Source organism: Nitratireductor sp. GZWM139 (assembly GCF_030068685.1).
In the GTDB taxonomy this organism is placed as follows: domain Bacteria; phylum Pseudomonadota; class Alphaproteobacteria; order Rhizobiales; family Rhizobiaceae; genus Nitratireductor; species Nitratireductor aquimarinus.
Genome location: NZ_JAMQML010000026.1, coordinates 1 through 25395 on the forward strand (window position 1 = coordinate 1; position 25395 = coordinate 25395).

The 25395-nt window shown below is 58.6% G+C and carries 24 protein-coding genes and 7 pseudogenes; 18 read left to right on the forward strand and 13 right to left on the reverse strand.

What is annotated here, in order from left to right; all coding sequences use genetic code 11:
* Positions 1 to 290: 290 nt before the first annotated feature.
* Entirely contained in the window at positions 291 to 923 is a 633-nt protein-coding gene (locus NDI72_RS20965; protein ID WP_283801675.1) for a TetR/AcrR family transcriptional regulator, read from the reverse strand.
* A 156-nt stretch (positions 924 to 1079) separates the two neighbouring features.
* Between NDI72_RS20965 and NDI72_RS20970 the strand changes: the two are divergent.
* Positions 1080 to 1550, forward strand: a pseudogene (locus tag NDI72_RS20970) (NuoB/complex I 20 kDa subunit family protein); the annotation flags it as partial.
* Between the two features lie 46 nt (positions 1551 to 1596).
* On the opposite strand, the gene NDI72_RS20975 reads toward NDI72_RS20970, so the two are convergent.
* The gene (locus NDI72_RS20975; protein ID WP_283801676.1) at positions 1597 to 1995 is read right to left on the reverse strand and encodes a hypothetical protein; all 399 of its coding nucleotides are present in this window, start codon (positions 1993 to 1995) and stop codon (positions 1597 to 1599) included.
* A gap of 307 nt (positions 1996 to 2302) precedes the next feature.
* Here NDI72_RS20975 and NDI72_RS20980 point away from each other — a divergent pair, with 307 nt between their 5' ends.
* The 7 genes and pseudogenes from NDI72_RS20980 to NDI72_RS21010 all read left to right on the forward strand — a co-directional run.
* Positions 2303 to 3184 (forward strand): RNA polymerase sigma-70 factor, encoded by an 882-nt coding sequence (locus NDI72_RS20980; protein ID WP_283801677.1) that lies wholly within the window; start codon positions 2303 to 2305, stop codon positions 3182 to 3184.
* 10 nt (positions 3185 to 3194) lie between these two features.
* Positions 3195 to 4439: a glycosyltransferase gene (locus tag NDI72_RS20985; protein WP_283801678.1), complete on the forward strand. Its 1245-nt coding sequence runs from the start codon at positions 3195 to 3197 to the stop codon at positions 4437 to 4439.
* A 125-nt stretch (positions 4440 to 4564) separates the two neighbouring features.
* Entirely contained in the window at positions 4565 to 4954 is a 390-nt protein-coding gene (locus NDI72_RS20990) for a transposase (RefSeq protein ID WP_283801679.1), read from the forward strand.
* A pseudogene (locus NDI72_RS20995) lies at positions 4930 to 5346 on the forward strand (transposase); the annotation flags it as partial. The gene NDI72_RS20990 and the pseudogene NDI72_RS20995, both read left to right, overlap by 25 nt.
* Positions 5347 to 5501: 155 nt before the next feature.
* Positions 5502 to 5789 carry a type 2 periplasmic-binding domain-containing protein gene (locus NDI72_RS21000; RefSeq protein WP_349632282.1) on the forward strand — a complete coding sequence of 96 codons (288 nt, stop codon included), beginning with the start codon at positions 5502 to 5504 and terminating at the stop codon, positions 5787 to 5789.
* A gap of 107 nt (positions 5790 to 5896) precedes the next feature.
* Positions 5897 to 6345, forward strand: a pseudogene (locus tag NDI72_RS21005) (DDE-type integrase/transposase/recombinase).
* Positions 6346 to 6657: 312 nt separating this feature from the next.
* Positions 6658 to 6822, forward strand: a pseudogene (locus NDI72_RS21010) (LacI family DNA-binding transcriptional regulator); the annotation flags it as partial.
* A 54-nt stretch (positions 6823 to 6876) separates the two neighbouring features.
* Here the strand turns inward: NDI72_RS21010 and NDI72_RS21015 are convergent.
* Both NDI72_RS21015 and NDI72_RS21020 read right to left on the reverse strand, forming a co-directional pair.
* Positions 6877 to 7578, reverse strand: a complete 702-nt coding sequence (locus NDI72_RS21015; RefSeq protein ID WP_223006710.1) for an IS6 family transposase — start codon at positions 7576 to 7578, stop codon at positions 6877 to 6879.
* Positions 7579 to 7635: 57 nt separating this feature from the next.
* Positions 7636 to 7743: pseudogene (locus NDI72_RS21020) on the reverse strand (IS6 family transposase); the annotation flags it as partial.
* A gap of 274 nt (positions 7744 to 8017) precedes the next feature.
* On the opposite strand from NDI72_RS21020, the gene NDI72_RS21025 reads away from it, so the two are divergent.
* Both NDI72_RS21025 and NDI72_RS22015 read left to right on the forward strand, forming a co-directional pair.
* A complete protein-coding gene (locus tag NDI72_RS21025; protein WP_283801692.1) occupies positions 8018 to 9193 on the forward strand; it encodes a tyrosine-type recombinase/integrase in 1176 nt (391 codons plus the stop codon).
* A gap of 292 nt (positions 9194 to 9485) precedes the next feature.
* Complete coding sequence (locus NDI72_RS22015) at positions 9486 to 9623, forward strand: WGR domain-containing protein (protein WP_349632280.1); 138 nt, start codon at positions 9486 to 9488, stop codon at positions 9621 to 9623.
* Positions 9624 to 9668: 45 nt separating this feature from the next.
* Here NDI72_RS22015 and NDI72_RS21035 read toward each other — a convergent pair whose 3' ends face one another.
* The 6 genes and pseudogenes from NDI72_RS21035 to NDI72_RS21060 form a co-directional block, all read right to left on the reverse strand.
* Positions 9669 to 10181, reverse strand: a complete 513-nt coding sequence (locus tag NDI72_RS21035; protein WP_206548922.1) for an RES family NAD+ phosphorylase — start codon at positions 10179 to 10181, stop codon at positions 9669 to 9671.
* A complete protein-coding gene (locus NDI72_RS21040) occupies positions 10174 to 10545 on the reverse strand; it encodes an antitoxin Xre/MbcA/ParS toxin-binding domain-containing protein (RefSeq protein ID WP_113156417.1) in 372 nt (123 codons plus the stop codon). The genes NDI72_RS21035 and NDI72_RS21040 overlap by 8 nt, the downstream gene beginning before the upstream one ends.
* Positions 10546 to 10626: 81 nt before the next feature.
* Positions 10627 to 12015, reverse strand: a complete 1389-nt coding sequence (repC, locus tag NDI72_RS21045) for a plasmid replication protein RepC (protein WP_283801681.1) — start codon at positions 12013 to 12015, stop codon at positions 10627 to 10629.
* A 229-nt stretch (positions 12016 to 12244) separates the two neighbouring features.
* Positions 12245 to 13372 (reverse strand): plasmid partitioning protein RepB, encoded by a 1128-nt coding sequence (repB, locus tag NDI72_RS21050; RefSeq protein ID WP_206995856.1) that lies wholly within the window; start codon positions 13370 to 13372, stop codon positions 12245 to 12247.
* The gene (gene repA, locus NDI72_RS21055; protein WP_283801693.1) at positions 13369 to 14619 is read right to left on the reverse strand and encodes a plasmid partitioning protein RepA; all 1251 of its coding nucleotides are present in this window, start codon (positions 14617 to 14619) and stop codon (positions 13369 to 13371) included. The genes repB and repA overlap by 4 nt, the downstream gene beginning before the upstream one ends.
* A gap of 652 nt (positions 14620 to 15271) precedes the next feature.
* Positions 15272 to 15562: pseudogene (locus tag NDI72_RS21060) on the reverse strand (IclR family transcriptional regulator domain-containing protein); the annotation flags it as partial.
* Between the two features lie 48 nt (positions 15563 to 15610).
* On the opposite strand from NDI72_RS21060, the gene NDI72_RS21065 reads away from it, so the two are divergent.
* Complete coding sequence (locus NDI72_RS21065; RefSeq protein ID WP_283801683.1) at positions 15611 to 16321, forward strand: IS6 family transposase; 711 nt, start codon at positions 15611 to 15613, stop codon at positions 16319 to 16321.
* On the opposite strand, the gene NDI72_RS21070 is transcribed toward NDI72_RS21065, so the two are convergent.
* Together NDI72_RS21070 and NDI72_RS21075 are read right to left on the reverse strand one after the other, a co-directional pair.
* The gene (locus tag NDI72_RS21070) at positions 16209 to 17210 is read right to left on the reverse strand and encodes a site-specific integrase (protein WP_283801684.1); all 1002 of its coding nucleotides are present in this window, start codon (positions 17208 to 17210) and stop codon (positions 16209 to 16211) included. The genes NDI72_RS21065 and NDI72_RS21070 overlap by 113 nt on opposite strands.
* Positions 17194 to 17664, reverse strand: a complete 471-nt coding sequence (locus NDI72_RS21075; RefSeq protein WP_283801685.1) for an IS5 family transposase — start codon at positions 17662 to 17664, stop codon at positions 17194 to 17196. Before NDI72_RS21075 ends, NDI72_RS21070 begins: the two co-directional genes overlap by 17 nt.
* Positions 17665 to 17869: 205 nt before the next feature.
* Here NDI72_RS21075 and NDI72_RS21080 point away from each other — a divergent pair, with 205 nt between their 5' ends.
* On the forward strand, positions 17870 to 18571 hold the full coding sequence (locus NDI72_RS21080; RefSeq protein ID WP_088665148.1) for an IS6 family transposase: 702 nt from the start codon (positions 17870 to 17872) through the stop codon (positions 18569 to 18571).
* A 69-nt stretch (positions 18572 to 18640) separates the two neighbouring features.
* Positions 18641 to 19029, forward strand: a pseudogene (locus NDI72_RS21085) (integrase core domain-containing protein); the annotation flags it as partial.
* A 105-nt stretch (positions 19030 to 19134) separates the two neighbouring features.
* Here the strand turns inward: NDI72_RS21085 and NDI72_RS21090 are convergent.
* Entirely contained in the window at positions 19135 to 20055 is a 921-nt protein-coding gene (locus NDI72_RS21090) for an IclR family transcriptional regulator (protein ID WP_283801686.1), read from the reverse strand.
* A gap of 281 nt (positions 20056 to 20336) precedes the next feature.
* Here NDI72_RS21090 and NDI72_RS21095 point away from each other — a divergent pair, with 281 nt between their 5' ends.
* The 5 genes from NDI72_RS21095 to NDI72_RS21115 all read left to right on the forward strand — a co-directional run bounded on the left by NDI72_RS21095 (position 20337) and on the right by NDI72_RS21115 (position 25395).
* Complete coding sequence (locus tag NDI72_RS21095) at positions 20337 to 21233, forward strand: N-carbamoyl-D-amino-acid hydrolase (protein ID WP_349632281.1); 897 nt, start codon at positions 20337 to 20339, stop codon at positions 21231 to 21233.
* Between the two features lie 44 nt (positions 21234 to 21277).
* Positions 21278 to 22141 (forward strand): D-amino-acid transaminase, encoded by an 864-nt coding sequence (locus tag NDI72_RS21100; protein WP_283801688.1) that lies wholly within the window; start codon positions 21278 to 21280, stop codon positions 22139 to 22141.
* A gap of 130 nt (positions 22142 to 22271) precedes the next feature.
* Positions 22272 to 23771, forward strand: a complete 1500-nt coding sequence (gene hydA, locus NDI72_RS21105; RefSeq protein ID WP_283801689.1) for a dihydropyrimidinase — start codon at positions 22272 to 22274, stop codon at positions 23769 to 23771.
* 158 nt (positions 23772 to 23929) lie between these two features.
* Positions 23930 to 24682 (forward strand): aspartate/glutamate racemase family protein, encoded by a 753-nt coding sequence (locus NDI72_RS21110; protein ID WP_283801690.1) that lies wholly within the window; start codon positions 23930 to 23932, stop codon positions 24680 to 24682.
* 452 nt (positions 24683 to 25134) lie between these two features.
* A complete protein-coding gene (locus tag NDI72_RS21115; RefSeq protein ID WP_283801691.1) occupies positions 25135 to 25395 on the forward strand; it encodes a transposase in 261 nt (86 codons plus the stop codon).

Below are 25395 nucleotides of genomic sequence, written 5' to 3' on the forward strand. Positions count from 1 at the left end.
TCCGCGAATTAGCGTAATCGCTGTCCGGTAATTCTGAAATCCGCAAATGGTGTGTCCTGCAGCCTGGAGTGCCGAGCGCGCAGTCGCAGAAATTGCGTGACAGAAGCTGTTCGATCGAGGATGCGCCAGGAGCGAGAAGATGTGCATTTGGAATTTTCCTTTGCAAGGGATCCGCGGCGGACACGCAAGAAGCGCCCTCGGATGCACGTCAATATTGTCGCAGTCAGGTGGCGATATGTACAAGGCGAGGGCGCATATCAGGCGGATTAAGACTATGAGGTGCTCTTGGCCTACGGAACGCCGACGACTGTTCCTTCCAGAAACAGGTTCAGCATGGTCTCGAACTCGGCGTTCAGGTCAGGCGTCTTGCCGGACAGCCATCGCAGCAGAACGCCGAGATACATATGTGCCAGAAACTCAGCCAGTTGTTCCGCAGGGAGATCATCGCGGAGTTCGCCATCGTTTTGAGCTTCATCTATGAGCTCTGCAAAAGTCCAACCCACTCCATCCAGCGTGTGCATCCCACCGCTCGGCATAGTGGCTCCCAGATCCAGAAGTCGGTATCGAAGATAGGCTGGCAGATAGGCTTTGTTTGCCTCGCACCACCCCCGTGAGGCCGCCAGAAACACCAGAATTCGACTTCTGAACGGCCGATGCGTTCTGACCTCAGTGAGCAGTTTCTCGCGACTCTGCTCGATCTCCTCATGCACCCATGCCGCAATCAAGGCTTCCTTGATCGGGAAATGGTTGTAGAGCGTGCCCTTCGCGACATCTGCTCTGTTTGCGATCTGTTCCATTGTTACGCTGTCGTAGCCGTGGGCTGCGAACAACTCCATCGCCACGGCAGTCAGCTTTTGCCGCATTTGTTTTTGCTTGCGGATTCGACGGCTTGGTGCGCTGTCGGCTTCGTTGTGTCTTTTCATTGAACGGCGTACATTTTTGTGCATAGTTTATTTCGAGTCGCCGTTCAGTATGTGCGTGCCTGCAAGGACATGCAAGTGAGTATGTGAGCGTGCCAAGCCGTGAGATGGAGAGCGTTAAGGGAGAAGGCTGTGCCCGCGCCGTCGACAGAAAGCTTCCTCAGTGAACTCAGTGATCGAAGATGGCTGATTACCAAGTTAGACACTCTTGTTCAGTGGACAAGGACTGGCTCGCTGATGTGGAACCAGTTCGGACTGGCCTGCTGCGGCATCGAAATGATGCATTTTGCCATGCCTCGCTACGACGCGGAGCGTTTTGGGTTTGCTCCGCGAGCATCGCCGCGGCAGGCTGATGTCATGATCGTTGCCGGTACGGTAACCAACAAGATGGCGCCAGCGCTGCGCAAGATCTACGATCAGATGCCTGAACCTCGTTATGTGATTTCAATGGGCTCGTGTGCGAATGGGGGCGGGTATTATCACTACAGTTACGCAGTGGTCAGAGGTGCGGATCGGTTGCTTCCGGTTGATGTGTATGTGCCAGGCTGTCCACCAACCGCAGAGGCATTGCTCTATGGTGTTCTCCTGCTCCAGAAAAAGATCCGGAGGACGGGCACGATCGAAAGGTAGCCGCGCGCGGGGCTGCCCGTGCCATATAGTCCGGTACCGCCGTTCCTTAACTCACCGCAAAGATCACCCCGGCGGCATGAATTGCAAATCCTGCCAGGAAGATGATCGTGATGCCTACGGATCGGCGGTCTCGCATGGAGAACAATACGGGTTGCAAGACGGTGCGAAGAAGCCAGAAACCTGCGCCGGAAATCAAGATGAGTGGATGCGGGTCGCTAGATCCCAAGGCGACCCAGGCAAGCGTCCCACCGTATAACAGAAAGCAATATGTCAGAACCACGTTGAGTGTCTGGGTGATGGCGGCGTTGATCGTGCCGGAGGGTCGCAGCCTGGCAGGCCATCCAAACAGGCTCCAAAAAGCCGCATGAAAGGCTGAAAACCCTAGATTGTAGAATCCGCAGATAAGGAGAGTCGCTGTTTCGAGTTTGAGGAGACCGGTCGCCATTTTACAGTGTCCGTTGAATGAATTCTGCAATCATCGGAGGCATACTGTCTCACCAGCTGAGCGTGTATCAGTTCAGGGCTTCCATGTAGAAACTCACCCGGGTTCTACGGTAGCCCCCTCGTTAGACTCGAGATGTTGGGCTTATTGCTTGCCCAATCGCGCTATCAACAAAGACGGACGCGCCACGCTGTTGTGACAACTGCACACAAATATATTCGTTCTTGCTGGAAAAATGGCGGTTGCCTGTCACAGCCTCCCAGCCGGCCCCGTCTATTTTCTGGGCGCGATTTTTAAACGGAAGGCCGACATGCAGGACAACGCGGACATTGAAAGGCTCAGGCCGCGACTGTTTGGCCTCGCTTACCGCATGCTTGGGTCCCGATCGGAGGCCGAGGATGTCGTGCAGGAGGCGTACTTGCGCTGGCATCAAGCTGGGCCAGAAGAAATTCGTTCTGTTGAGGCCTGGCTTGTCACCGTGTTGTCGCGGCTTTGCATTGACCGGCTGCGAGCTATACAAGCGGAGCGTCAGAGATATGTCGGTCCCTGGTTGCCCGAACCCTTGCTCTCCGTCGAGCAATCACCCGCTGACACATCGGAACTCGCCTCTGATCTATCCATGGCTCTTCTGGTCGTCTTGCAAAGATTGTCGGCTGAGGAGCGGGTGGGGTTCTTGATGCACGATGTTTTCGACTGCAGCTATTCAGAAGTCGCAATCGCACTAGGCAAGAGCGAGGTGGCTTGCCGCCAACTCGTACATCGCGCGCGTCAGCGTGTAAGGCAGGACAAGCCGCGGTTCGAGGTTTCGAGCGCCGCACACAGTCAGCTCGTGGCGCGATATGTGCAGGCCGTGCAAGAGCGCGACGCTGACCGCATTGCGGAACTGCTGGCGCGGGATGCGGTCTTTGTCAGCGACGGCGGTGGGAAGACCTGGGCGGCGCTTCGCCCCGTCGTGGGAGCAGACAGGATCGCGCGCATGGAAGTCGGGGTGCTGGCAAAGCTACCGCAGAACTTTGCCTTGGAACTATTGGAGGTCAACGGGCAGGCCGGCATGATCGGCAGAGTAGACGACCGTATTCATGCCGCCACTTCGTTCGCGACAGATGGCCTGCGAATTCTGTCGATCATGCGTGTGCTTAATCCTGACAAGCTGTCTGCCTGTGAGCAGACACGCCAGCTTTCGACCGGTTGAAGAGACGGCAATGCGCTTTTCCATTCATACGCTTGGCACCCGCGGTGATGTTCAGCCCTATCTTGCGTTAGCACGAGGGCTGTTGGCGCGCGCTCACGAGGTCCTTCTCGTGGCGCCGGCCCAGTTCGCCGACGCAATCGAGGCTCAAGGCGTGGGTTTCGCGCCGCTTCCGGGAGAGTTTCTTGCATTGTTGGAGAGTCGCGAAACCAAGAAGGTCATCGGCGGGTCGGGTACCGGCTTTGGAGCGGGCTTTAAGTTGATCAAGCACTACAGGCACCTCATGCGAGGCCTGCTCGATGCCGAGTGGGAGGCGGCGCGCGCCTTTGACCCCGATGCGATATTGCATCATCCCAAAGCCCTTGGTGCTCCCCACATCGCCGCAAAGCTCAACGTGCCGCTGTTTCTTGCATCTCCCTTGCCCGGCTTTACGCCTACCGCTGCATTCCCGACGCCTATTCTGCCCTTCGCGTCGCTCGGCCCGCTGAACCGCCTGAGTCATGGGCTGATGATCCACGGTGGAGGTTTCATTTTCTCGAAGGCCGTACGACAGTGGCGTAGCGAGTCACTCTCGCTCTCTCCGCGAGGTAAAGCTGCGCCGCTTGCCGGAACGCTCTATGGCTATAGTCCGCAAGTGATCCCAAAGCCTTCCGATTGGGGAGGGGATGTTGCGGTGACCGGTTACTGGTTCCTGGATATGCCCGACTGGCGCCCGGACGTCGAGCTTGCGGCGTTTCTCAAGGCCGGCGATGCGCCGGTTTATGTCGGCTTCGGCAGTATGCCGGGGACTGACCCCGAGCGTTTGACCGACATTGTGATCGGCGGTCTGCGACAGGCGGGCAAACGCGGCCTGATCGCAACCGCTGGAGGGGCCCTCGGCAAGGCCGCTAAGTCCGTCGATATCCATGTGATTGCAGGTGCACCGCACGACCAGCTCTTTCCGCTCGTCCACTCGACGCTCCATCATGGCGGAGCTGGCACCACAGGTGCGGCGCTGCGCGCAGGAAAGCCGACGGCTGTCTGCCCGTTTCTCGGCGACCAACCCTTTTGGGCGCGCCGCATTGTCAGGTTGGGTGTCGGGCCAAAACCGATCAATAAAAGAAGCATCACTGCCGATGTTCTCGCCGCCACGTTTCGAGCCATCGACGACGAGAAAATGCGGATGCGGGCGTCAGACATTGGCCACGAAATACAGAAAGAGGATGGTGTCGGAAATGCCATCTCCTTTATCGAAGAGCGTTTGGCCGAAACGCTTTAGGGATGGACAGGCCTTGTTGCGTGCCTGTTCGGCCGTGTGGACGAATTGACTCAGGTATCGGATGGGGATTCCCTCAGCGGATTCAATGTGTTTCATGGATCGCCGACTGATTTGGCGGTTCGGCAATGTCCACGAAGATGACGGATAATGACTGGGCGAACGCGCTGACGGTGTTCAGGGCGGCACTTCCGCGACGAGGCGCCAAGGGGCGCGACGACAGGCTCTTTCTCGAGGCCTTGCACTATTTCTCGGTTCACAATGTCAGTTGGCGCGCCTTGCCCGAACGCTTCGGCAAATGGAACAGCGTGTGGAAACGCTTCGACCGGCTGAGCACGGCTGGTGTGTTCGACGAGTTTTTCGACAGTCTTGCCGGTCTCAGTTCGACTGCGCAGCTGGTGCAGATGTTCGACAGCACCATCGTCCGCGCCCACGTCTCAGCGGCAGGCGCAAATGGGGGCAGCAAAACCAGGCGCTCGGCCGTTCGCGCAGCGGGTTCTCGACGAAAATCCATTTGAAAACAGACTTTGACGGCCAGCCGATCACTTTCGATCTGACCGGTGGCGAGAAGGCCGACGCCCCGCACTTTCCCGTCCTGCTTGCGCTCGGTCCCGATGTCGAGCCACGCGCGGTGGTGGGCGACAAGGGATATGCCAGCAAAGCTAACCGGCAGGCTGCACGTCGACACGGCGCAATTGCCGTGATCCCGCATAAGGCCAATGAAAAGAGAAAGCCGGCGCGCTTCGCAAATGCAATCTACAAGGGTCGTGCCCGCATCGAGCAGGCCGTCGGCAAACTGAAGCGTTTCAAGCGGATCGCCCTACGCTGCGAAATGACCAAACGGAACTTCGCATCTTTCGTCGCTCTCGTTGCCGGGTCCATCTTGGTCAAATCCGTCCACACGGCCTAGGGGCGCAGCTTGTCTTTCACCCCATCGCCGTCGAGCCCTTCACCCTCGTCATGCCTCGCGATTGTCCTTCGGACGACCCGCATGAGATCCTCGGTAGCTACCCGTTTATCCGCATCAGCCGCTCCATGTGGTCGGGCTAGCTCATCGATGACTGGCTGGTCCGGGAGCGCGTGACGGTAGACGAGGTGATGGAGCTCGACGGCATCCAGATGATTTCGTCGATAATTTACCACGGCATCGACGTCTCCATTGTCCCCCCCCGCCGCTGCGTCCCCGCGCCCAACCCCGTGGCCGTCCGCGAAATCGAGCTGCCCGGCCTCGAAGCGCGGCAGGTCGGTCTCCTCGCCCGCCACGACAATCCACGCAGCGACCTCGTCGACGCGCTGCGCATCGAGATGTGCAAAGTCGTAGACACCGAGCAATCAGGCACGTCCGGAAAATAGGATGCACGGGCCTAGACGAAAATCTGGGCCCATGCCTTAGGATAGAACGCTATGCGGGCTTGTCACGTTAACGACGAGGCAGGTGTTTGCGAGATAGGCTGGTGGCTATGAAGACCGCATCTGCAAGTTACAAGCGCCACCGTTTCCCATCTGAGATCATTGCGCACGCTGTCTGGCTGTATTTTCGGTTCCTGCTGAGCCTCCGTATGATCGAGGAAATGCTGCTGGAACGAGGCATTTCGGTTTCCTACGAAACGGTCCGGCGCTGGGGCAGGAAGTTCGGCTCCGCTTATGCGCGTGACCTGCGCCGCAAGCAGCCATCTTTCGAGCACTGGTCGCATAAGGTATTGAACAACCTTGCGGAGAATTCGCACGTGCCGCTTAGAAAACAAGCATGGTCAATGTAGGGCTTTCGGTCACCTGCAAGCCTGCAGCGTTTCATCTCGATCTTCTCCGCTGTCCGCAACCTTTTTGTCCCCAACGCTCCGTTCTCGGCATTCGCAGTCATCGCCTGCGCGCCATGGCCGAATGGAACGCTGTAACCATCGGCCGCTGAAAACAGCGCCACAAATCCAATCGCATCCCGATCTCATTAACGTGACACCGCCCAGCCTAGCATTTGTTGCCGCGCAGCATCCGGAATTGTCTTTCGTCCGCTTGCCGTGCCCATTGAAACGTCGATCTGGCTGATCGCATCGCACGTTCGTGAGCTGCTGCTCGTGGGATGGGATGTGATCAATCGCATATTGGATGCGGTTTCCAGGATCGACATTTCCAAACCAGTCATTCCCGTTTCTCGGAGCTGACCGATGAACGGAGTAGCTTGCAGACACGGCGGCTTTGCGAGATAGAGAGTCTGGGGGTCGCTGTGACGCAAGAAAAAAGCCGCAAAGTTACGATCGCGGAAGTTGCCAGGCTGGCAGGTGTGGGCACTGCCACCGCCGGCAGGGTTCTGGGCGGGTATGGTTATAGCAGTGAGGATGTGCGCAATCGCGTTCATAAAAGCGCGCGCCAGCTCGGTTATAAGCCCAACCGGCGATGTCACATAAACCTGAGCATGGACGCACCGGGCCCTGCGGCGGCTCGATCAGGTGCCGATGGTTACAGCGTTCCATTCCGCCATGGCCTGGAGGCGATGACGGCGGATGCCGAGAGCAGAGCGTTGTGAGCGGGGCGGGACGAAAAGGTTGCGAAAGGCGGAGAAGATCGAGATGAAATGCTGTAGGCTCCCCGGCGATCGGAACCCCTGCATTGAGCGTTCTCGTTTTCGCAGCGGCACGTGCGAATTCTCCGCACGGTTGTTCAAGCCCTTGTGCGAGCGGTGCTCGATCTGCGGCATCACCTGCCGCTTGGCTGCTCCGTAGGAGCGGAGCTTGTCGGTGATCATGCGCTTCGGTGCGAGCCCCTGCTTTTTCAGCAGCCGCGTCAGCAAGCGCTTGGCGGCCTTGGTGTTGCGCCGGGTCTGGACGATCTCATCGAGCACATAGCCATCCTGGTCGACGGCACGCCACAGCCAATGTTTCTTGCCGGCGATCGTGATGGCGACCTCGTCGAGGTACCAGATATCATTGCGATCCGGCTGCTTGCGGCGCAGGCGCCCAGCATAGTCCGGCCCGAACTTCCGGCCCCAGCGGCGGATCGTCTCGTAGGAAACGACGATGCCGCGCTCCAAAAGCATTTCCTCGACATGACGCAGGCTCAGCGGAAACCGATAATACAGCCAAACCGCATGGGCGATGATTTCGGCAGGAAAGCGGTGACGCTTGTAGCTGATGGCGGACGTACTCATGCTCGCGCCTCTAAACCGCAAGGCGCTGACCGGAAGTTAACGTGACATCGCCATGCAGCGCTCTGCCATCATTTCCTTCAAGTCGCGCAGGCTCAGGCCGTAGGCCAGATACCAGCGGACGCAAAGCAGGATCACTGACCGGTCGAAATGGCGACCCTTGAACATGAACAACTCTCCNCAGATACCAGCGGACGCAAAGCAGGATCACTGACCGGTCGAAATGGCGACCCTTGAACATGAACAACGCTCCGGCAAACTGTCGGTCACCTATGCCACGCCGGCTGTAAGCGAAAAGTTTGCAACAGAACCAATGGCAGGAAGGGCGCATCGACGTCCGGCGCTTTTCATTCACTTTAAGCAATCAAACCGCCGCGCCTGTCTTTATCCAGTAACGACCGATAAGATTGCATTATCGGACATCCACGTGCTAGATGGCGAAATGGCCTCTGAGATCGAGCAGAATACCAAAAACCGGCACTTAGCCCCGTCTGCGACGCGAGAGAGCACGTCGCAAAACGACGAATCTCGCACTCAGAATGCCATAACAACGTTAAAATGCGACCAACCGGCGCCAGAAAATCCTGACCTGCCGGACATTGTCGACATCGTGCTGGCCATGGATGAGCCGGAGGCCCCCTCCCCTCTCCTGCCCGCCGAAACGGACCCGCTCGTCGAAACGGCGCGCAGTTACGCGCGCGCGGCCCGCTCGGAAGCCACACAGCGCGCCTACGCTGCCGATTGGCGTCATTTCGCCTCCTGGTGCCGGCGCGCGGGCTTCTCGCCCTTACCGGCCAATCCAGAGACCGTGGGGCTATACCTGTCCGCCTGCGCTTCATCTTCACCGCGGCCAACCGTTTCGACGTTGGAGCGGCGGCTTTCCGGGCTCTCTCAGGCGTTCTCGCAACGTGGGGACCGTCTCGACCGCAAGAATCCGCACATTGCAGAAGTCTTTGCCGGCATTCGCCGCAAACACGGCCGCCCGCCGGTTCAGAAGGAAGCGCTTTTGGCCGACGACATTCTGGCCATGCTCGAAACCCTGCCCCACGATCTGCGAGGACTGCGCGACAGGGCGGTGCTTCTGGTCGGCTTTGCCGGCGGATTGCGCCGCTCCGAGATCGTTGGCCTCGATGCAGGTGTCGACCAGACGCAAGATGGCTGTGGTTGGGTCGAGATGTTCGAAAACGGCGCGCTTCTCACGCTGCGCGGCAAAACCGGATGGCGTGAAGTGGAGATCGGGCGCGGCTCGGCAGACCGTTCCTGCCCCGTTGAAGCGCTGAAAATCTGGATGCGGCTCGGGCGCGTGGCCCATGGCCCGCTGTTTCGCAGAATTCGCGGCGAGAAATCGGTTCAGGAAAGCCGTCTCAGCGACAAACATGTCGCCAGACTGGTCAAAAAGACCGCGCTCGACGCCGGTTTGCGCCCGGAATTGTCTGAAAAGGAGCGTGAAAAGCTGTTTTCCGGCCATTCCCTCCGTGCCGGGCTTGCCTCTTCAGCCGAGGTGGACGAACGCTTCGTTCAAAAGCAGCTGGGCCATGCAAGCGCTGAAATGACCCGTCAATATCAGCGTCGCCGCGATCGTTTCCGGGTCAATCTCACCAAGGCGAGTGGTCTCTAGAGCAGTTCCAGCATCGGTTTTGCGTCCCACACTCCATAGAAACAAGGGGATTGAGCGCTCTCGATACCGCGCATTCGCCCTCGATCTTCAGTCAATGAACGATAAGCGACGTGAATCGGTCACCGCTGATCGATTCAGTAGATGCGTTGGACGCAGCCGGCTTTTCCGGGCCTGCTATAGGCATGGCTACCAACCCACATCTCTGCTGTCTGAAACGCATCGATCCCGCACGCAACATGGCGCGCTATTACACGCTTTCCGTTGAGCCCCCCTGTTTGGCGACGCTGCTCTTGTGCGCCAGTGGGGCCGGATCGGCACGCGCGGGCAGTTCAAGATCAATCTCTTCGACACGACGGGGGCTGCGGAGACAGCCCTCCAGCGCCTGCGCAAAATCAAGGAAAAGCGCGGATATCATCCCGAAATGAGCTGAAACGAGCCATTTTCAGGTGAAAATCCGAGAAAACCGAAAAACGATCTAAAGCCAGGAAGCCGCGTCATTTGGCAGTCTGTGCTCGGGATCCGTCACGGAAAGACCGGGTCCTTTCTCTCCATTCCAGCTCCACAGCGCGACGCAGCTTCCGCCGGGCGACATGAAGGATGGATAGATCACGCCGTGATAGCCTTGCAGAAGCAGTTTTTCGCGCAGGAGATGGGTTTCGGGCAGCTTTCCGGCATCCATATCCGCCCGCCACTCGCACTGATGCAAAGCTGGCGATTGCCCGACTGCCTCAAGCCCCTCTTCGCTCGTCAGATCCGCAAGGCGCGCTTTTGAAAGCGTCAGCTGGGCGATCAGTGCGGGGTGCTGCACAAATCCCTGATTATATTCAGCCCAGGCCGTGGAAAGCTCCCGCGCCGCGTAGATCGTGGCTGCTCCAACCGGGTTCCAGCGACCGCCAAAGCGTGCGGCCCCCTCCCCTGAAAGCGGCGCATGCGCCCAGCGCGGCACATAAGCCCGCCAAAGGGTCTCATTGCGCAATTCTTCAGGCATAGACGCCGGCACGCACCGCTTCGAGATAGGTCAAAACCTTGTCGGCCTTCCCCTCCCCTACCAGATCATAGGCGGTTTTTCCCGCCCAGCCGGGAATGGGCTGATGCTTGAACCAGATCACGGCCCGGTGCTCATCCCCGGCCATTTCCGTCGCCATTGCCAAAATGCGCACAACCGGGCTCAGCGCCTGATCAACCTTTCTCTGGCCGGATTTGGCCGTCAGCGTGTTGCGGGCAACGCCAATCAGCCGTGCGAGCTCCACCATTGTCACGCCCAGAAGTTCAGAAACCCGCCGGGCGGACAGAAACGGTGCGCGCTCGTCAGCGAAATGGGCCGCTGCGAAATCGAGTTCTGCCGCAGTCATGCTCTTTGACCTCCTGAATCAACGCGAAATGAGCACAGATTGACCAATACCCGATTAATCTATGCCCAGAATATGTTCATTTCAAGCTTGCGCTCTCCTTGAGCCTATAAGGGCTCGCTGGCGGGCCGAAACGAGCGCATTGAGCATCGGCTTGACGGAGAACGAGCCGCCATGGGCCCTTTCGGTCAACCGCCGGAGATAGGCGCCGGGCGACCGGATGGCCTCGGCCCGCTCCAGCATGGCTGCAATGGTGATTGCCGCGTTGATTTCTCCCATCTCTGTCCGCGCTTTCGCCCAGGCGTCCGGTGGAATTCCCAGCATGGAACGCACCGTTTCGGCGGCTTTCATGAGATCTCGCCAGTTTGTGAGGCCACCGGGCGCATAATCGCGCATTTGCGGACAGGCTGAGGTCACAATTTCCAGCCGCATCATTGCGGTTCGGCAAGCATTTTCACTTGCAGAAGCCTGTTTTGTCGGTTGTGGGGCTCTTTCCAGCCTTCCGGATGGGTTTTTCCGGTGTGCTTGGGCAAGGGCTACGCTTTCATGAGCCTTTCGCGGCGTTTCCGCTTTGATGTCGTCTACGTCTATTTCAAAATTAGAGTCTGAGTCTGAAATATGAATATGGCGCTCATTTTGGGACTCATTGGCGCTCACTTTTGTGATTTCATTAACCATGCGCTCTGGATTTTGAGCCTCCAGCTCTTCGTCGCGCAGGTTATCCAGATATGCGTTTTCGATTGCGTCGCGCAGTTCCACGAGCGCGTCTCTGCGTGCTTTGAGCGTTTTCCAATCGGTGTTGCGGCCCAATCTTCCAGAAAGCGCCTCGAGACGCTCTGCAAAGGCTGCAAAACGCTCTCCCCTGCCCTCCTGGGCGGTTGCGTGAACAATGGCTGCAATATCCCTCAGATGGATCGTTACTTCGCTCCTGAGGGCTCTCAGGGCCTTTGCAAGCCGCCGTGCTTCTGCTGCGTAAGCCTCGATTTCGCCCGCACGCATGACCAGAGGCGCTAGATCGAAGCCGAAAGCTTCCTCGATCTGGCCTTCTTCACCACGGCGCGCAAAACGTTTTCCATTGGCGCTGTCGCGGCGCAGAATGAGCCCGGCCTTCACCAGCGCGGCCAGATGCCGACGCAGTGTTGCCGGCGCCATGCCACGGGCGCGAATGGAGAGTTCGGCATTGGACGGGAACACGACAAGCTCCCCGCCGGGATCCAGCATGCGTTCACTGTTGAAGCTCACAAGCGCCTCCAGAACCACAATCGTCCTGTCGGAGAGGCCAAGCGCCGGTCGTGCTTCGGTCACGGCCCGCAGCAAATGCCATTTATCCACGGTATTTTCAGAACAGGCACGTGCATCGTCCGAGCGCGTGTTCAGGGCCTTGCGGGCACGCCGAACCTGCTCACTGACTATGATTTGGGCACGCGCCATCCCTTTCCCGCCGAATGGCGAGATTGCAAATCTATCCGTCATTGTCTCACCTTGCATTAGGCAAGAAAAAGACGCTCACCGAGTGACCCGGTGCTTGACTTTGAACGCTGGAAGTGATTCTTTCAGATTGCTACATCGAAAGGGGCTTCCGGAATTTAAACGTTCTGGGGGCCTTTTTCTTGCGCGATTTTCCTCTCGCTCTACCTCTTCACTCTTCGTCTGACCGGCGTTTCCGCCGGATTTGTTTCACCGCATCTGGCGGCTGATGAACCTAGTTGCCGTCCGCCCGCTCTTTTTCGAAACGTTCGGACAATTCGGGCAGAAGCCCGGCCACATAGTCTGCAAAGCCCGGCCGCGTCTTCTCGTCGAAATCGAGCCTGGGTTTGTTTCCCGGCGTCACCTTCGCAAGCAGACGGCCTTTCCTGTCTTCCACAGAGCGCGTTTTCTCAGCCTTCTTGGCTTTTGCCGACGCCCTCTTGGCGAGGCGTTCGTAGAGCCTGCGGAACCGCTCGTCTGAATCGGCGGCACGGAACGCGACGGACTGAATCTCGTCCTGTGCGAGGGCCACAGCTGCTTCACGCTTCAGATACTCTGCCAGCGCCATCCAGCGCGGGCGTCCGGCTTTCGGGGCAGGGCCAATCGCTGCTGCAATGTCTGCCGGAACGGCTTCAGCCACCTGCAGAAGCCGCGTCATCTCCGCCTTGTGCAGCGACAGTGCGCGCTGAACGACACTGCGGTCGAAACCATGGCGCATCAACGCATCGGCAAAGAAGGCGCGCTCGATGAAGGAGAGATTGCGACGCTCGGTGTTTTCCTTGCCCTGGGCAAGCACAAGATCGTCATCGCTCAGGGTCCGGACAATCGCCTGAACCGGCCTCTTGAGGCGGTTCGCGGCACGCACACGGCGATGACCATAAGCCACCTGAAAGCGGCCATTCTCCGTCGGATGGGGCCGCAGAAGAACAGGCACCTGCTGGCCATTCTCGCGTACGCTGTCCACCAGCGCAGAGAAATCTTCGTCGCCGTCATCTTCGAGGCTCAGGCGGTCGCGCACGATCGATGGGTCGATCAGGTGCGGCTCCACTTCGATCACGCGTTCGCCCTTGGCGAGGCTCTCACGAATGGCCCGCGCATCTTCCACTTCACGTGTCATGGATGAGAGCGAAAGCCCCATCGCCTTGACCGCGCCGGAGGAACTGCGTGCAGGCGCATCTGTGCCAGACGGAGCAAGCTTTGCTGCAAGTCTGGCTTCCTGCGCGGACTGTGTGGGATTTGACTGCGCGGAATTCGACTGGGCCGGTTTTGCCTGAGCAGGCTGCGGCTTATGGGAAGGCGAGGGGGCTTCGCCCTCACCTGCACCACCGAACAGCGCCTTCAGATGGTCCTTGCGCTTGCTCATGCCCCGTCTCCTGTCGCGTTACGACCCCAGGCGTTCTCGACCAGCGCTTCGACCTCGGCGTTGACAGATGTCAACGCTTCCATCGCGCGGTCATAGGTCGAGCGTGTGAAGTTGTCCCGGCCCACTTCATAGAGTGTCTGCTTGGTCAGGCCCGCATCGGAAATCGCGGTCGACTTGACCATGGGCGCCGTCAGAACGCGTTCGCCAAACTGCGACCGCAGGAAGCCGACAATCTGCGTCTGGGGACCATCATTCGGCTCGTAGCGCGTCACGAGGTAGCGCAGGAAATCGAAGTTCAGCGAACCGCCCGCCTCGCGCACAACCGACAGAAGATCGGCCGTCATGTAGAGGAACTGGCTCATCGAGGCGACGTCCAGCATCTGCGGGTGCACCGTCACGATGACCGAGGTGGATGCGCACAGTGCGGATAGCGTCAGGAAGCCGAGCTGCGGCGGACAGTCGATGATGACCACATCGTAATCATCGGCAACCGTGGCAAGTGCGGCCTGAATGCGCGCGAAGAAGAATTCGTCCGCACCGTCACCCGCCTGGCGCTCGGCCAGCATGCGCGGTGTCGTGTGCTCGAACTCGTGCAGCTCGAGATTGCCCGGCACCAGATCGAGCCCGTCGAAATAGGTCTTGCGGATGATCTGCGAAAGCGGCCTGCGTTCTTCGTCATATCGGATCGCGCCATAGAGCGTGTCATTGCCGGAAAGATCGATTTCGGGCTGATAGCCGAAGAGGGCGGAGAGAGACGCCTGCGGATCGAGATCCACCGCCAGCACACGATAGCCCGACAGAGCCAGATGCTGCGCCATGTGCGCACTGGTCGTCGTCTTGCCGGAGCCACCCTTGAAGTTGGTCGCCGAGATGACCTGCAGATGCTCGTGCTCTGGGTCGCGCCACTTCACATAGGAACGGGCCTTGGCGAGGTTGCCCTTCGCCTTGGCCTGCGCCGCAAGATGCTGCCGAAGCGCGTTGATGTCTGAAAGGGAATAGTAACGGCGTCCGCCGGACCCGGTCTCCGGCTGCGGACCTTCGCCGGCAATGGAGAGCTGACGCAGATATCCATCGGAGACGCCGATCAGACGCGCCGCTTCACCACTTGAGAATGTGCGGAGCGTCTTCTGGGCTGCCGGCGGATAAAGACGGTCGCGCATCACGCGCAGCTGTTCGGAAAGCCGCGCAGCGTCCGCCGCGATGGCCTGGTCAGCCGCCAGAACCGGCTGCGCGTCCGCGCCCTCCATCGCTACTTCAGCAACCTTGTCCAACTCCCGCTCTCCTTCATGGTCAATGGCCATGTCCATGCCGTGCCGCTCCTCGTCATCCAATCAAGTCGGCGCTGGTTGACAGGTGTCAACGCAACGCATCCCGTTGGCGGGCGCAGCGCGAATTGCCTTAACGTCACCACCCACAAAAGGGCGGATGACGGAATAATATTGTGCAACGTAACCCGATTCGGAGCCATTCGGCGAGTGGCCTACGCTTGAGGGTATAGATACGCTTAAAATGCAAACGCGCTGAGGCTGGTTTGAAATCGGAAGTAACCGCTACTAACAGGTACGCATCGCGGTTACGCCAATCTCTCACATTCGCCGCCAGTTCCGTAACTAATGCCACGAGGCAGGCGGCCATCGTCAAGAAGTTTTTGGTTAACAAGACGTTAACGGAACATGTTCTGTGATGGAAGTGAGCCGAATAATGCAGCCGTTACCGTGACTTAAGTCACTCGGCGGATCAGATCGCATCGAAAACAAATCGACAGGGCCAGCTGGAAGTAGACCAAAACGCCGCCCGGGCCGCTGAAAAGGCACACATTTTCTTAACCGCGGCTCGCGCGCGGACAGAATCGGAGCGCTGCGCGCGCCGCTAAAAGATCTCGCAGGGGAGGGGAGGGCGTCAAAACCTGTTAATGACGCCTGCGGCCTCTCCGGCAAGCGGTGCGAAACGCCGACAGAAGCTCTCCGCGTCCCATTCGCTGAGCGAGCCGGCAATGTGGATGGCCCCCAGCGGTCGTCCCTCCGGAGAGAGCAGCGCCGTGGCGATCGCGATCTCGCCCTGGAGCACTTCTTCGAGCGCCAGCGCATAGCCGTTCTCGCGCGCTTCCTGAACCTTTGCCCGGATGGCCTGAGGGTCGGTGATCGTTTTTGGCGTGATCTCGCGGCGCTCGGAGCGCTCGATGATTTCGTCCGGTATTGCCAACTTGTTGCTCACTCTTGGGCTTGGTAGATCACTGTGATGTTTGAACGTCTTGATTTGCCGCGCCTTAAGGGCTTCCGTTTTCCCAGATCGATTATCTCCTATGCGGTTTGGGCCTATCATCGGTTTGCGTTGAGTACGGCAGATGTTGAAGACCTCCTTGCGGAGCGGGGTATTGGCGTCAGCCGGGAAACGATCCGCAAATGGGTGAACCGGTTTGGCCGGCACTTCGCGCGCTGCATTCGCCGGGATCGGCCAAAGCCAAACAATAAATGGCACTTGGATGAAGCCGTGATCGTCATTGGCGGTGTGAAATACTGGCTTTGGCGAGCAATTGACGGAGATGGAGACGTGCTTGACATCCTGGTTCAGCCTCACCGGAATGCCAAGGCTGCCAGACGTTTCTTCGGAGCGCTGGTCGTGCAATACGGCGAGCCCAGGGTCGTGGTAAGCGACAAGCTGCGCAGCTACACCAAGCCGGTTCGGGCCCTTGCTCCGGATGCCGATCATCGCGCTCACAAGGGGCTGAATAACAGGATTGAGAATTCCCATCGTCCGACCCGGAAACGGGAGAAGATCATGGGCCGTTTCAAGTCGCCTCGGCAAGCTCAACGGTTTCTGTCCGCCCACGATCAGATCAACACGATCTTCCGGCCGCGCAGATACAAACTGTCCGCGCCCTCATACCGGCATGCAAGAGCAGGTGCGTTCGGCCTATGGCAGGACTACACCGGCGAGATGAACGCCTGAAATCCGACCGAAACGGAGCCCCACACTGGCCGTTCCAAACAAGTTGGCGATGCCTATGCTTGTCATTGAGCCGTGTGTCGCGCGCGCGTTTGCCGTCGCGCGTCACGCCCGTGAACACCGGTCCGAACGTGATCCGCCCGAAATGCAGCCATTGTTCCAGCGCATGAACCGGGCAGGTCTGATCACTTGACCCGCGCCCGATTTCCACCTCGCGCCAGCCAGTCTTGCCCCGCAAGGTGATCAGTGCGCCCCCCTCAAGAATGTCGATCCAGCCGCCAGACTCGAGGGTGTCATCCTTGTGGCGGTCCAAGCTGACAATCTCGGAGCGCCGCAAGCCCCCGGCAAAGCCGATCAGCAAAATCGCCCGGTCGCGCAGGCCGCGCAGATCATGGGGCAGGGTGGCGACCATGGCGCGGATATCCTCGGCCAGTATCGCTTCTTTTTGCACCGGCGGTCGCGCATGTCTGCGCCGGATACCGGCCAGCACGCTGGCGATATGGCGGTCCTTGCGGTCCAGCGAGAGCCCGCGCTGCGCATAGCCCCAGCCCAAGCCCGAGAGGCGGCGCTCGATGGAGGCAACCGATAAGGCAGGGGCCCTGGTTGGCCCTTGGCCCTGCGGCGCGGCCAGATCGGCGATATAGAGCCCCACCAGTTCAGGCGAGGGGGGCAGGGGGTCCGCGCCGCGCATCCGGCACCAGCGCGCGAAATGCGCCCAGTCTTTGGCATAGGCTTTCAGCGTGTTGTCAGAGGCTGCCGCACTGGCATAGTCGCGGGCGGTGCTCACAAGGCGATCCAGCGCGCCAGAGCCTGCAACATGCGCGGGCAGGGCGATGGTATCGTTCTTTTCTTGTCCGCTCTCGTCGCGCTGAGCTCTAGCGCTCGTGGACAAAGGGTATCCATAGTTTGACTGCAGCGATGGCGACGAAGCCGAGGTAGGATTCTTTGGTTTTGTCGTAGCGAGTTGCGATGCGCCGCCAGTTCTTGAGCTTGTTGAAGAGCCGCTCGATCTGGTTCCGCCATTTGTATTTGGCTTTGTCGTGTGGGATCGGGTCGCGCCTGTTGCTTTTCGAGGGGATGACCGCTTGGACCTCGGCTCTGGCGATCTCTTCGCGGATGGCATCGGCGTCATAGCCCTTGTCTGCAAGGAACGCCTCGATCCTGTCGGAAATCATTCGGAACAATGGCGCAAAGCCTTGCGTGTCGTGCGTTTGCCCGGGCGTCAGGACGAAGCCGAGCGGGCGGCCTTTCGCATCGCAGCGGGCATGGAGTTTGGAGGTGAAGCCGCCGCGCGATCGGCCAAGCGCCTCGGCCTCCTGAGTCCCCTTTTTATGCCGACGGCACAATGATGTGCCCGGACTATGGTGCTGTCGATCATGTCGGCGCTTCGGTCTCGCTCGACCATCTCCGCCAGCGTTTCGAGCATCGCTTCGAACACGCCGGTCTCGACCCACCGTCGATAGCGGCGGAAGACGCTGTTCCACTTGCCGGAGTTGTCACGTTAATCGGGTAGCGATTGCCTCCTTGCTGTTTGCTACGTAGGTCACGGCGATGCAGACACCTTCCATCAGCTACAAGCGGCACCGGTTCCCGCCTTCGATCATTGCCCACGCGGTCTGGCTGTACGTCCGGTTCAATCTGAGCCTGCGGGAGGTTGAGGAGATGCTGCTCGAACGTGGCATCGACGTCTCCTATGAAACGGTTCGGCGCTGGACGGCCAAATTCGGGCCGCAGATCGCGAGGAACTTGCGGCGATGCCAGCGCCGCCCCGGCGACATCTGGCATCTTGACGAAGTCGTGGTGAAGATTTCCGGCAAGACGTTCTGGCTCTGGCGCGCCGTTGATCAACGCGGCGTTGTTCTGGACGAGATCCTCCAGTCCCGGCGGGACAAACGGGCCGCCAAACGGCTTTTGCGCAAGCTGATGAAACGCGCGGGGTCTGTTCCCAAGCGGATTATAACGGACAAGCTCCGCTCATATGGCGCGGCCAAGCGCGAACTCCTGCCCGATCTGGATCACTGGTCGCATAAGGGGCTCAACAATCGTGCCGAGAACAGCCATTTACCGTTCCGAAAGCGAGAGCGCGTGATGCAGGGTCATCGCTCGCCAGGCGGCCTGCAACGCTTCGTGTCCATCCATTCAGCCGTCCGCAATTGTTTCTCCGTTCCAGCTCGCCGACGCGCCGCCCTGACCATTCGCTACCACCGGATGGAAGCTCTCCGCACGTGGAAAGTAGCAGCCAGCATCGCCTAAGACCTTCATTTACGGCCTTGCCAGCCAACCCTTCGGTTAACGTGACAACACCCCGGATCGGCATCCTGCTTGCGGCTCTATGGCAGGCCCGAGAGCATCGTGACTGACAACGCACCGAGTTCACCAGCAAGGCCGTCCTGAAGTGGGCCAAGGACAATGGCGTCGAGTGGCATTACATCGACCCGGGCAAGCCGCAGCAGAACGCCTTCATCGAAAGCTTCAACAGCAGCCTGCGCGATGAATGCCTTAATGAGGAAATCTTCGACAGCCTGGATGATGCCAGACGGAAGCTGGGGCTGTGGCGCTATGATTACAACAATGTCAGGCCGCACTCATCGCTAGGCAACAAAACACCCGCTCAAGCGCGCCGCGCGCTTGAGCTATCTGAGGGCTCCGCGCACGGCGCGCTTGCCCAAGCCCAAAACGACGACTATCAACCCCAAGGACTCTCGTTATGAATGAGGGACGTCCGGGGGGCAGGTCAGAACAAACTCTCCTTTTGAATGGCCCGGATTCTTGGGGGCAGGTCAAGAGGACAAAGCTTCAATGACCACAGGTTTGGGTCATGCACCTCGTGGAAAACCATCGGGAAGGCGCGCTCCTGTGCGAGTGTGAACGTTTTCGACTGCAAGGATCAGTTCTCTCGCGACCTCTTCCTCGCGGCGTTGCCAGAGGTCTGTTGGCGAAGTGCAATTTATGATGAATGCGACATTGCCCTCGTGATCGAATACCGGCAGCGCAAGCGCTAACAGCCCCTCGGCAAACTCTTCATCGCTGCGTGCATAGCCGCGCTCACGGGTCTTGGAAAGCTCGGCACGAATTTCGTTTTCTTCTATGATCGTGCGGCGTGTGTAGCGCGTCATCTGTCCGTGCGCGAACCATTGATCGATGTATTCGGCAGGCTGCCACGCAAGGAAGGCGCGCATCTGCACCACCGCATCCCGAGGGTATCGATGGCCGATAGGAAACGATACTTCCATCTGATGTGCAGCGTTGAACTTGTCGACAAGGATGAATCCTTCGTCACGCTGGGGGCGCGAAAGCACCAACGGTAATTGTACACGTTGCCCCAATACGTCGAGCTGTTGCCGCAACGCGTCAAGAAGTCCGGAACGAAAGACAGAGGAGATGCTCGGAAGTACGCCCAGGTCGAGCTGGTAGTCCTTGGCCCTTTCGTTGAAAAGCAACCAGCTATAGGCCGTCAAGGTTTTCAGGATGGAATGGCAATGGCTTCGAGAAATGCCAAGTTCAGTTGATATCTCGGCCAGCGAGGCAGGTTGCGGTGCGATTCGGTTGAGCATCTCGATAATGGCAATCGCATTTTCGACAGCTGGCACAAGTCCCGGCGCATCCGGGCGCTTATAGTCACTGCGCGGACCAGTTAGCAGCCAGCTCTTGCCATCGCGCTGAAGAGCCTCCGGTCCCACAGCAGCTGGCTGTGTCTTGGGGGAACCGCGCCTATTCGAGTTTTTCATCTCAGCCATACTAGCCTTTCCTGGTTTTCCACAGTGCCTGCACCCGTCCTTCGCCACATCAACGCGGCAATCGGGTCGATCTCAAGCGACCAACTGAATGCCGTATAACTTCAGGATGCAACACAAATGCACAAGAGATTTCCATCAAAAACAATCCTTCGAGTGCCATTGGGGAAATGAGGAGCTTGCACCTCAAGCGATGATATGTTCTACTGATCGAACAAATAACCATATACAGAACAGCCGGATCGAGATCCGGAATCGGAGGACCGATGACGCGAAAGTTAAGAATGTCGGTGGCACAGTTGGGCCCCATCGCGCGAGCTGAGTCGCGTAAGCAGGTCGTCAGCCGGATGCTGGAGCTGTTTCGCGAGGCGGCTGCGTTGCGTTCGGAGTTCGTGGTTTTCCCAGAGTTGGCGCTGACCACCTTCTTCCCGCGCTGGTACATCACAGACGAGAGCGAACTCGACGCCTTCTATGAAGCCGAGATGCCCAACAGTGATGTGATGCCTCTGTTCGAGGCCGCGCGAGAGCTCTCGATCAGGTTTTGCCTCGGTTATGGCGAGATTGCCTCGACGGACGCTGGCTATCAGCGTTTCAATACTTCGATTCTTGTCAACCAGAAGGGGGAAATCTGCGGTAAATACCGTAAGGTTCACCTTCCAGGGCATTACGAACACGAACCAGAACGTCCCTTCCAACATCTCGAAAAACGGTATTTCGAGGTCGGTGATCTTGGGTTTCCGGTATTCGATGTGGGCACGGCAAGAATTGGCATGTACATTTGCAATGACCGTCGTTGGCCGGAGCTCTGGCGATCGCTCGGACTTCAGGGTGCCGAGATCATCTGTGGCGGATACAATACGCCGACACACAACCCGGTGGTGCCTCAGCACGATCACCTCGCATCTTTTCATCACCTTCTGTCAATGCAGGCCGGTGCATATCAGAACGGTGCGTGGGCCGCGGCAGCGGCAAAGGCAGGTATCGAGGAAGGCTGCTCGCTGCTCGCGCATTCATGCATAGTTGCGCCAACTGGCGAAATCGTCGCACTTTCTTCAACAGTCGAGGATGAGCTGATTACAGCAACTTGCGACCTCGATCTTTGCCGAGACCTGCGGGACCACATCTTTAACTTCGCAGCTCACCGACAGCCACAACATTATGGCCGGATCACGGCCCGTTGAGCACGGCTGAGTAGGAAAATGACGCAGCGACGAGGGGCTGGACCATGAGCGGGATCGTTTTTCGGGATGGAGCTTTCCTTCCCGCGCACGAGGCGAGTGTTTCAATTTTTGACCGCGGTTTTCTCATGGCTGACGGAGTGTATGAGGTAACCTGTGTTTTCGATGGAAAACTGGTCGACTTTGATGGACACCTCGCGAGACTGAAACGGTCTCTTGCAGAACTCGATCTGCCAATGCCGATGCACGAGGACTCGCTTCTGGATAAACATCGGCGGCTGATAGCGCTCAACTCACTACGCTACGGGATGGTTTATCTGCAGATCACCCGAGGCAATCCCGGTGTGCGCGATTTTCTGTATCCTGATCCGCAGAGGGTCGCGCCTACTGTCGTGATGCTCACGATAGAGCAGCCTCACCTGCTTGAGGCGCCGGAAGCTCAGCGCGGCCTGAAAGTGGTCACTATGCCCGACCTGCGCTGGGGACGACGCGATATCAAGACGGTACAATTGCTCTATCCTTCCCGAGCCAAGACCAAAGCGCGGGAGGCGGGGGCCGACGATGCTTGGCTCGTGCAGGATGGAATGGTAACAGAGGGTACTGCCAATAATGCGTGGATCGTAAAAGGCCGACAGGTGGTTACCCGACAGCTATCGCCCGATATTCTGGCAGGTGTCACTCGGGCCGCCATCAAGCGGTTGGCCGAGCAGACCGAACTCGAAATGGTGGAGAGAGCCTTCTCCGTCGAGGAGGCGCAAGCGGCTGACGAGGCATTCATTTCGGGCGCTACGCATTTCGCTTTTCCTGTCGTCAGGATTGATGATAAGCCAGTTGGCACTGGAAAACCGGGCCCGATAACGACGCGCCTGCACCAGTGTTATCTCGACGAAATCCGGAAAATAGCGATCTAGTATGTTCCTGCCGGACCCTTTCCGGGTCAGCCGGAGCGAAGTGTCAGGCCCTGCGCAGCCTGTGAATTAACGTGATCTCACTATGCGTATCCCACCCAGCCAATGCAGACGCAAGAACAAGGAGAGTTAAGTGGCAAATTATGATTTGGTGGTTCGGGGCGGACTGGTGGTCACTGCGGGTGGAAGAATGCGCTGCGATCTGGGCGTGCGGGATGGGCGCATAGTTGCCCTCGAAGACGGACTGGGCAAAAGCGAAAACGAAATCGATGCCCGCGGCAAGTTGGTGCTGCCGGGCGGGATCGACAGCCACTGCCATATCGAAGAGCCCTGGACTGGCGGCGCGCGCAACGCTGACAGCTTTGCAAGCGCGACCACGGCCGCAGCCTTCGGCGGAACAACCACTGTCATCCCCTTCATTGTCCAACAGAAAGGACAGCGACTGAACCAGGAGGCGAGACGCTATCATCGGATCGCCCAAGAGTCGCTGATCGACTACACTTTTCATCTGATTGTAAGCGACCCCAGCCCGACCGTGCTGGAAGAATTACCATCCCTGATCGCCGAGGGGCATCGTTCGATCAAGGTTTTCCTCACTTACGACCCGGTATTTCTGAATGATCTACAATACCTTGACGTCTTGGCAGTGGCGCGGGAATGTGGCGCGCTGGTCACCGTACATGCCGAAAATCATGGCGCCATCAGATGGATGACAGAACGACTTCTATCTGCGGGGTTGACGGCGCCGATGCATCACGCCTGGGCCAAGCCCATAGTCGTGGAAAGAGAGGCGACATACAGAGCCATCGCACTCGCCGAGATGCTCGATGTGCCGCTCCAGATTTTCCATGTTTCGGGCGGTGAGGTTGCAGAGGAAATTGCCCGCGCGCAGGCACGCGGCGTCAAGGTTTTCGCCGAGACATGCCCGCAATACCTTCTTTTTACAGCCGACGACCTTGATCGCCCGGATTTCGAGGGCGCGAAGCTGATCTTCAGCCCGGCCCCGCGGACGCATTCAGACCAAGATGCCCTGTGGGACGCACTGGCCCGTGGCACGCTCGATGTGGTGTCGTCTGACCACGCACCGTTCCGTTTCGACGACCCGGAGGGCAAGATGATCAACGGCAATAATGCGTCTTTCGATCAGGTGCCGAACGGTGTACCGGGTATCGAAACACGGATGCCTGTTCTGTACTCTGAAGGGGTCAGCAAAGGCCGGATTGATCTGGAAACCTTCGTGGCTCTCACATGCACCAACCCTGCCAAACTGTTCGGACTTTACCCGCGCAAGGGCGCACTGCAAATTGGCGCCGACGCAGATATCGTGATTTGGGACCCTAATCGGCGTGTCTGCCTGCAAAACGCGATTTTGCATCACAACGTCGATTATACACCTTACGAAGGGATCGAAATCACTGGCTGGCCAGAGACCACGATTGCACGGGGCGAGATTGTCTGTGATCGGGGTGTGCTGAAGGCTGAGCCGGGACGGGGTCAGTTCCTTGCGCGAGAGCCATATGATTACATCCGACCCAGCGGACGACTGCCCACTCCGTTTGATCCGACCCATGGCAAGGCAACTTCCACGCAGCGCTTCACCCGCAGAGCCGGCCGAAATGGACGCGCGACATGACGGCTCTCGTTCTTCGCGGGCATGATGGCGCCGAAAAACTGGGCTTGTGGACATTCCGACGCCGAAGTGGGGACATCCGGAAGCCCGTTTTGCGCTGCTGAACGGAGTCAAGTTTGAAAAACACACATTACTCGACCTGCACTATGATGTGAGGCACCATGAAACTGAAGATCATCAATCCGAATACGACTTGGTCGATGACCAACATGATTGGCGCCGCTGCTGCAAGAGTCGCAAGACCCGAAACGCAGTTGGTCACTGTAAGCCCTAAGATGGGACCCGCTTCGATTGAAGGGCACTATGACGAGGCGTTTGCCGCCATCGGCGTTCTGGATGAGGTGCTCAAGGGCGAGGCTGAAGGGGTCGACGCCCATATCGTCGCCTGCTTCGGCGACCCCGGTCTTCTGGCATCACGCGAAGTTGCCCGCGGCCCAGTCATCGGCATTGCGGAAGCGGCCATGAAGACGGCCAGTTTCGTCAGTACCGGTTTTTCGGTGATCTCTACGCTAGCGCGATCGCGCGTTATCCTCGAGCATTTGGTCAACGTTTATGGAATGTCCGGCAAGTGCCGCAGTGTCCGAGCAAGCAATCTTGCCGTGCTCGACCTCGAGCGACCGGATTCCAATGCGCGCACTCTTATCCTTGAGGAATGCCTTCTTGCGCTGCGCGAAGATCATTCGGATTGCATTCTGCTCGGCTGTGCCGGAATGGCAGACTTGGCGGCCGATATTTCCCAAGAACTTGGCGTGCCAGTGATAGACGGGGTGACAGCCGCGGTGAAGATGGCTGAGGCATTGGTTGAAATGAAGGTGAGCACCAGCAAGGCTGGCGGGTTCGCTACACCGTTGCCCAAGGCTTATGCAGGCGCGTTTGCACGCTTTGCCCCGTCCTCCGATGACGTTAATGGATAAGACTTCGCACACGGAAAATTCGGCTGTGTGGATTTGGCAGCGGAACAGCAGTGGCATTGGCTGCTTGACTGTCATAAACTCGAATCGCTGGTCAGGCTGCAGCGGCGTGAGCGGGATGAACAAAGCGGGCAGACACAAGCCCTACACTTGGCGCGCTGGCTGTCGCTGGAGTCTTCGTTGCATGTGGCCGTCACGTGATGGCAATCGCAGATTGAACTTCGCAAAAAGCGATTCAGACGAACTGTGAGGCCGTATCCGTCGGCGGGGGCGGAGCGCGCCCGGTCTGACCAGATCTCATGCATTCGGACGGGATGCCCGTCACTCTACATTCAGGCACTGTCAGTATTTCCCGATGATACTTGCCGAGTATCCGTCCGGTGTCCCTGCTCTGACGGGGTGATGGAGTACCTGCTAGATGTCCACCATCGATAGTGGACATTTTGAGGTTGGCGATGGCGGGCAAGAAGGGCCAGAAGAAGCGGGTCTGGTCGGACGAGGAGAAACTTTCGATCTGCGCGCAGGCGCGGGCTTCCGGGGTTTCGGTTGCGCAGGTTGCACGGCGCTACGCGATGAACACCAACCTGATCCACAAGTGGCTCCGCGATCCGCGGTTTTCATCATCTGACGAGGTTGTGGATTTGCCTGCGGCTGAGGGCGCAAGGTTTCTTCCTGAAGTGGTCCCACTTTTTCGGACAGTTCTGCAGCTTTGCTAA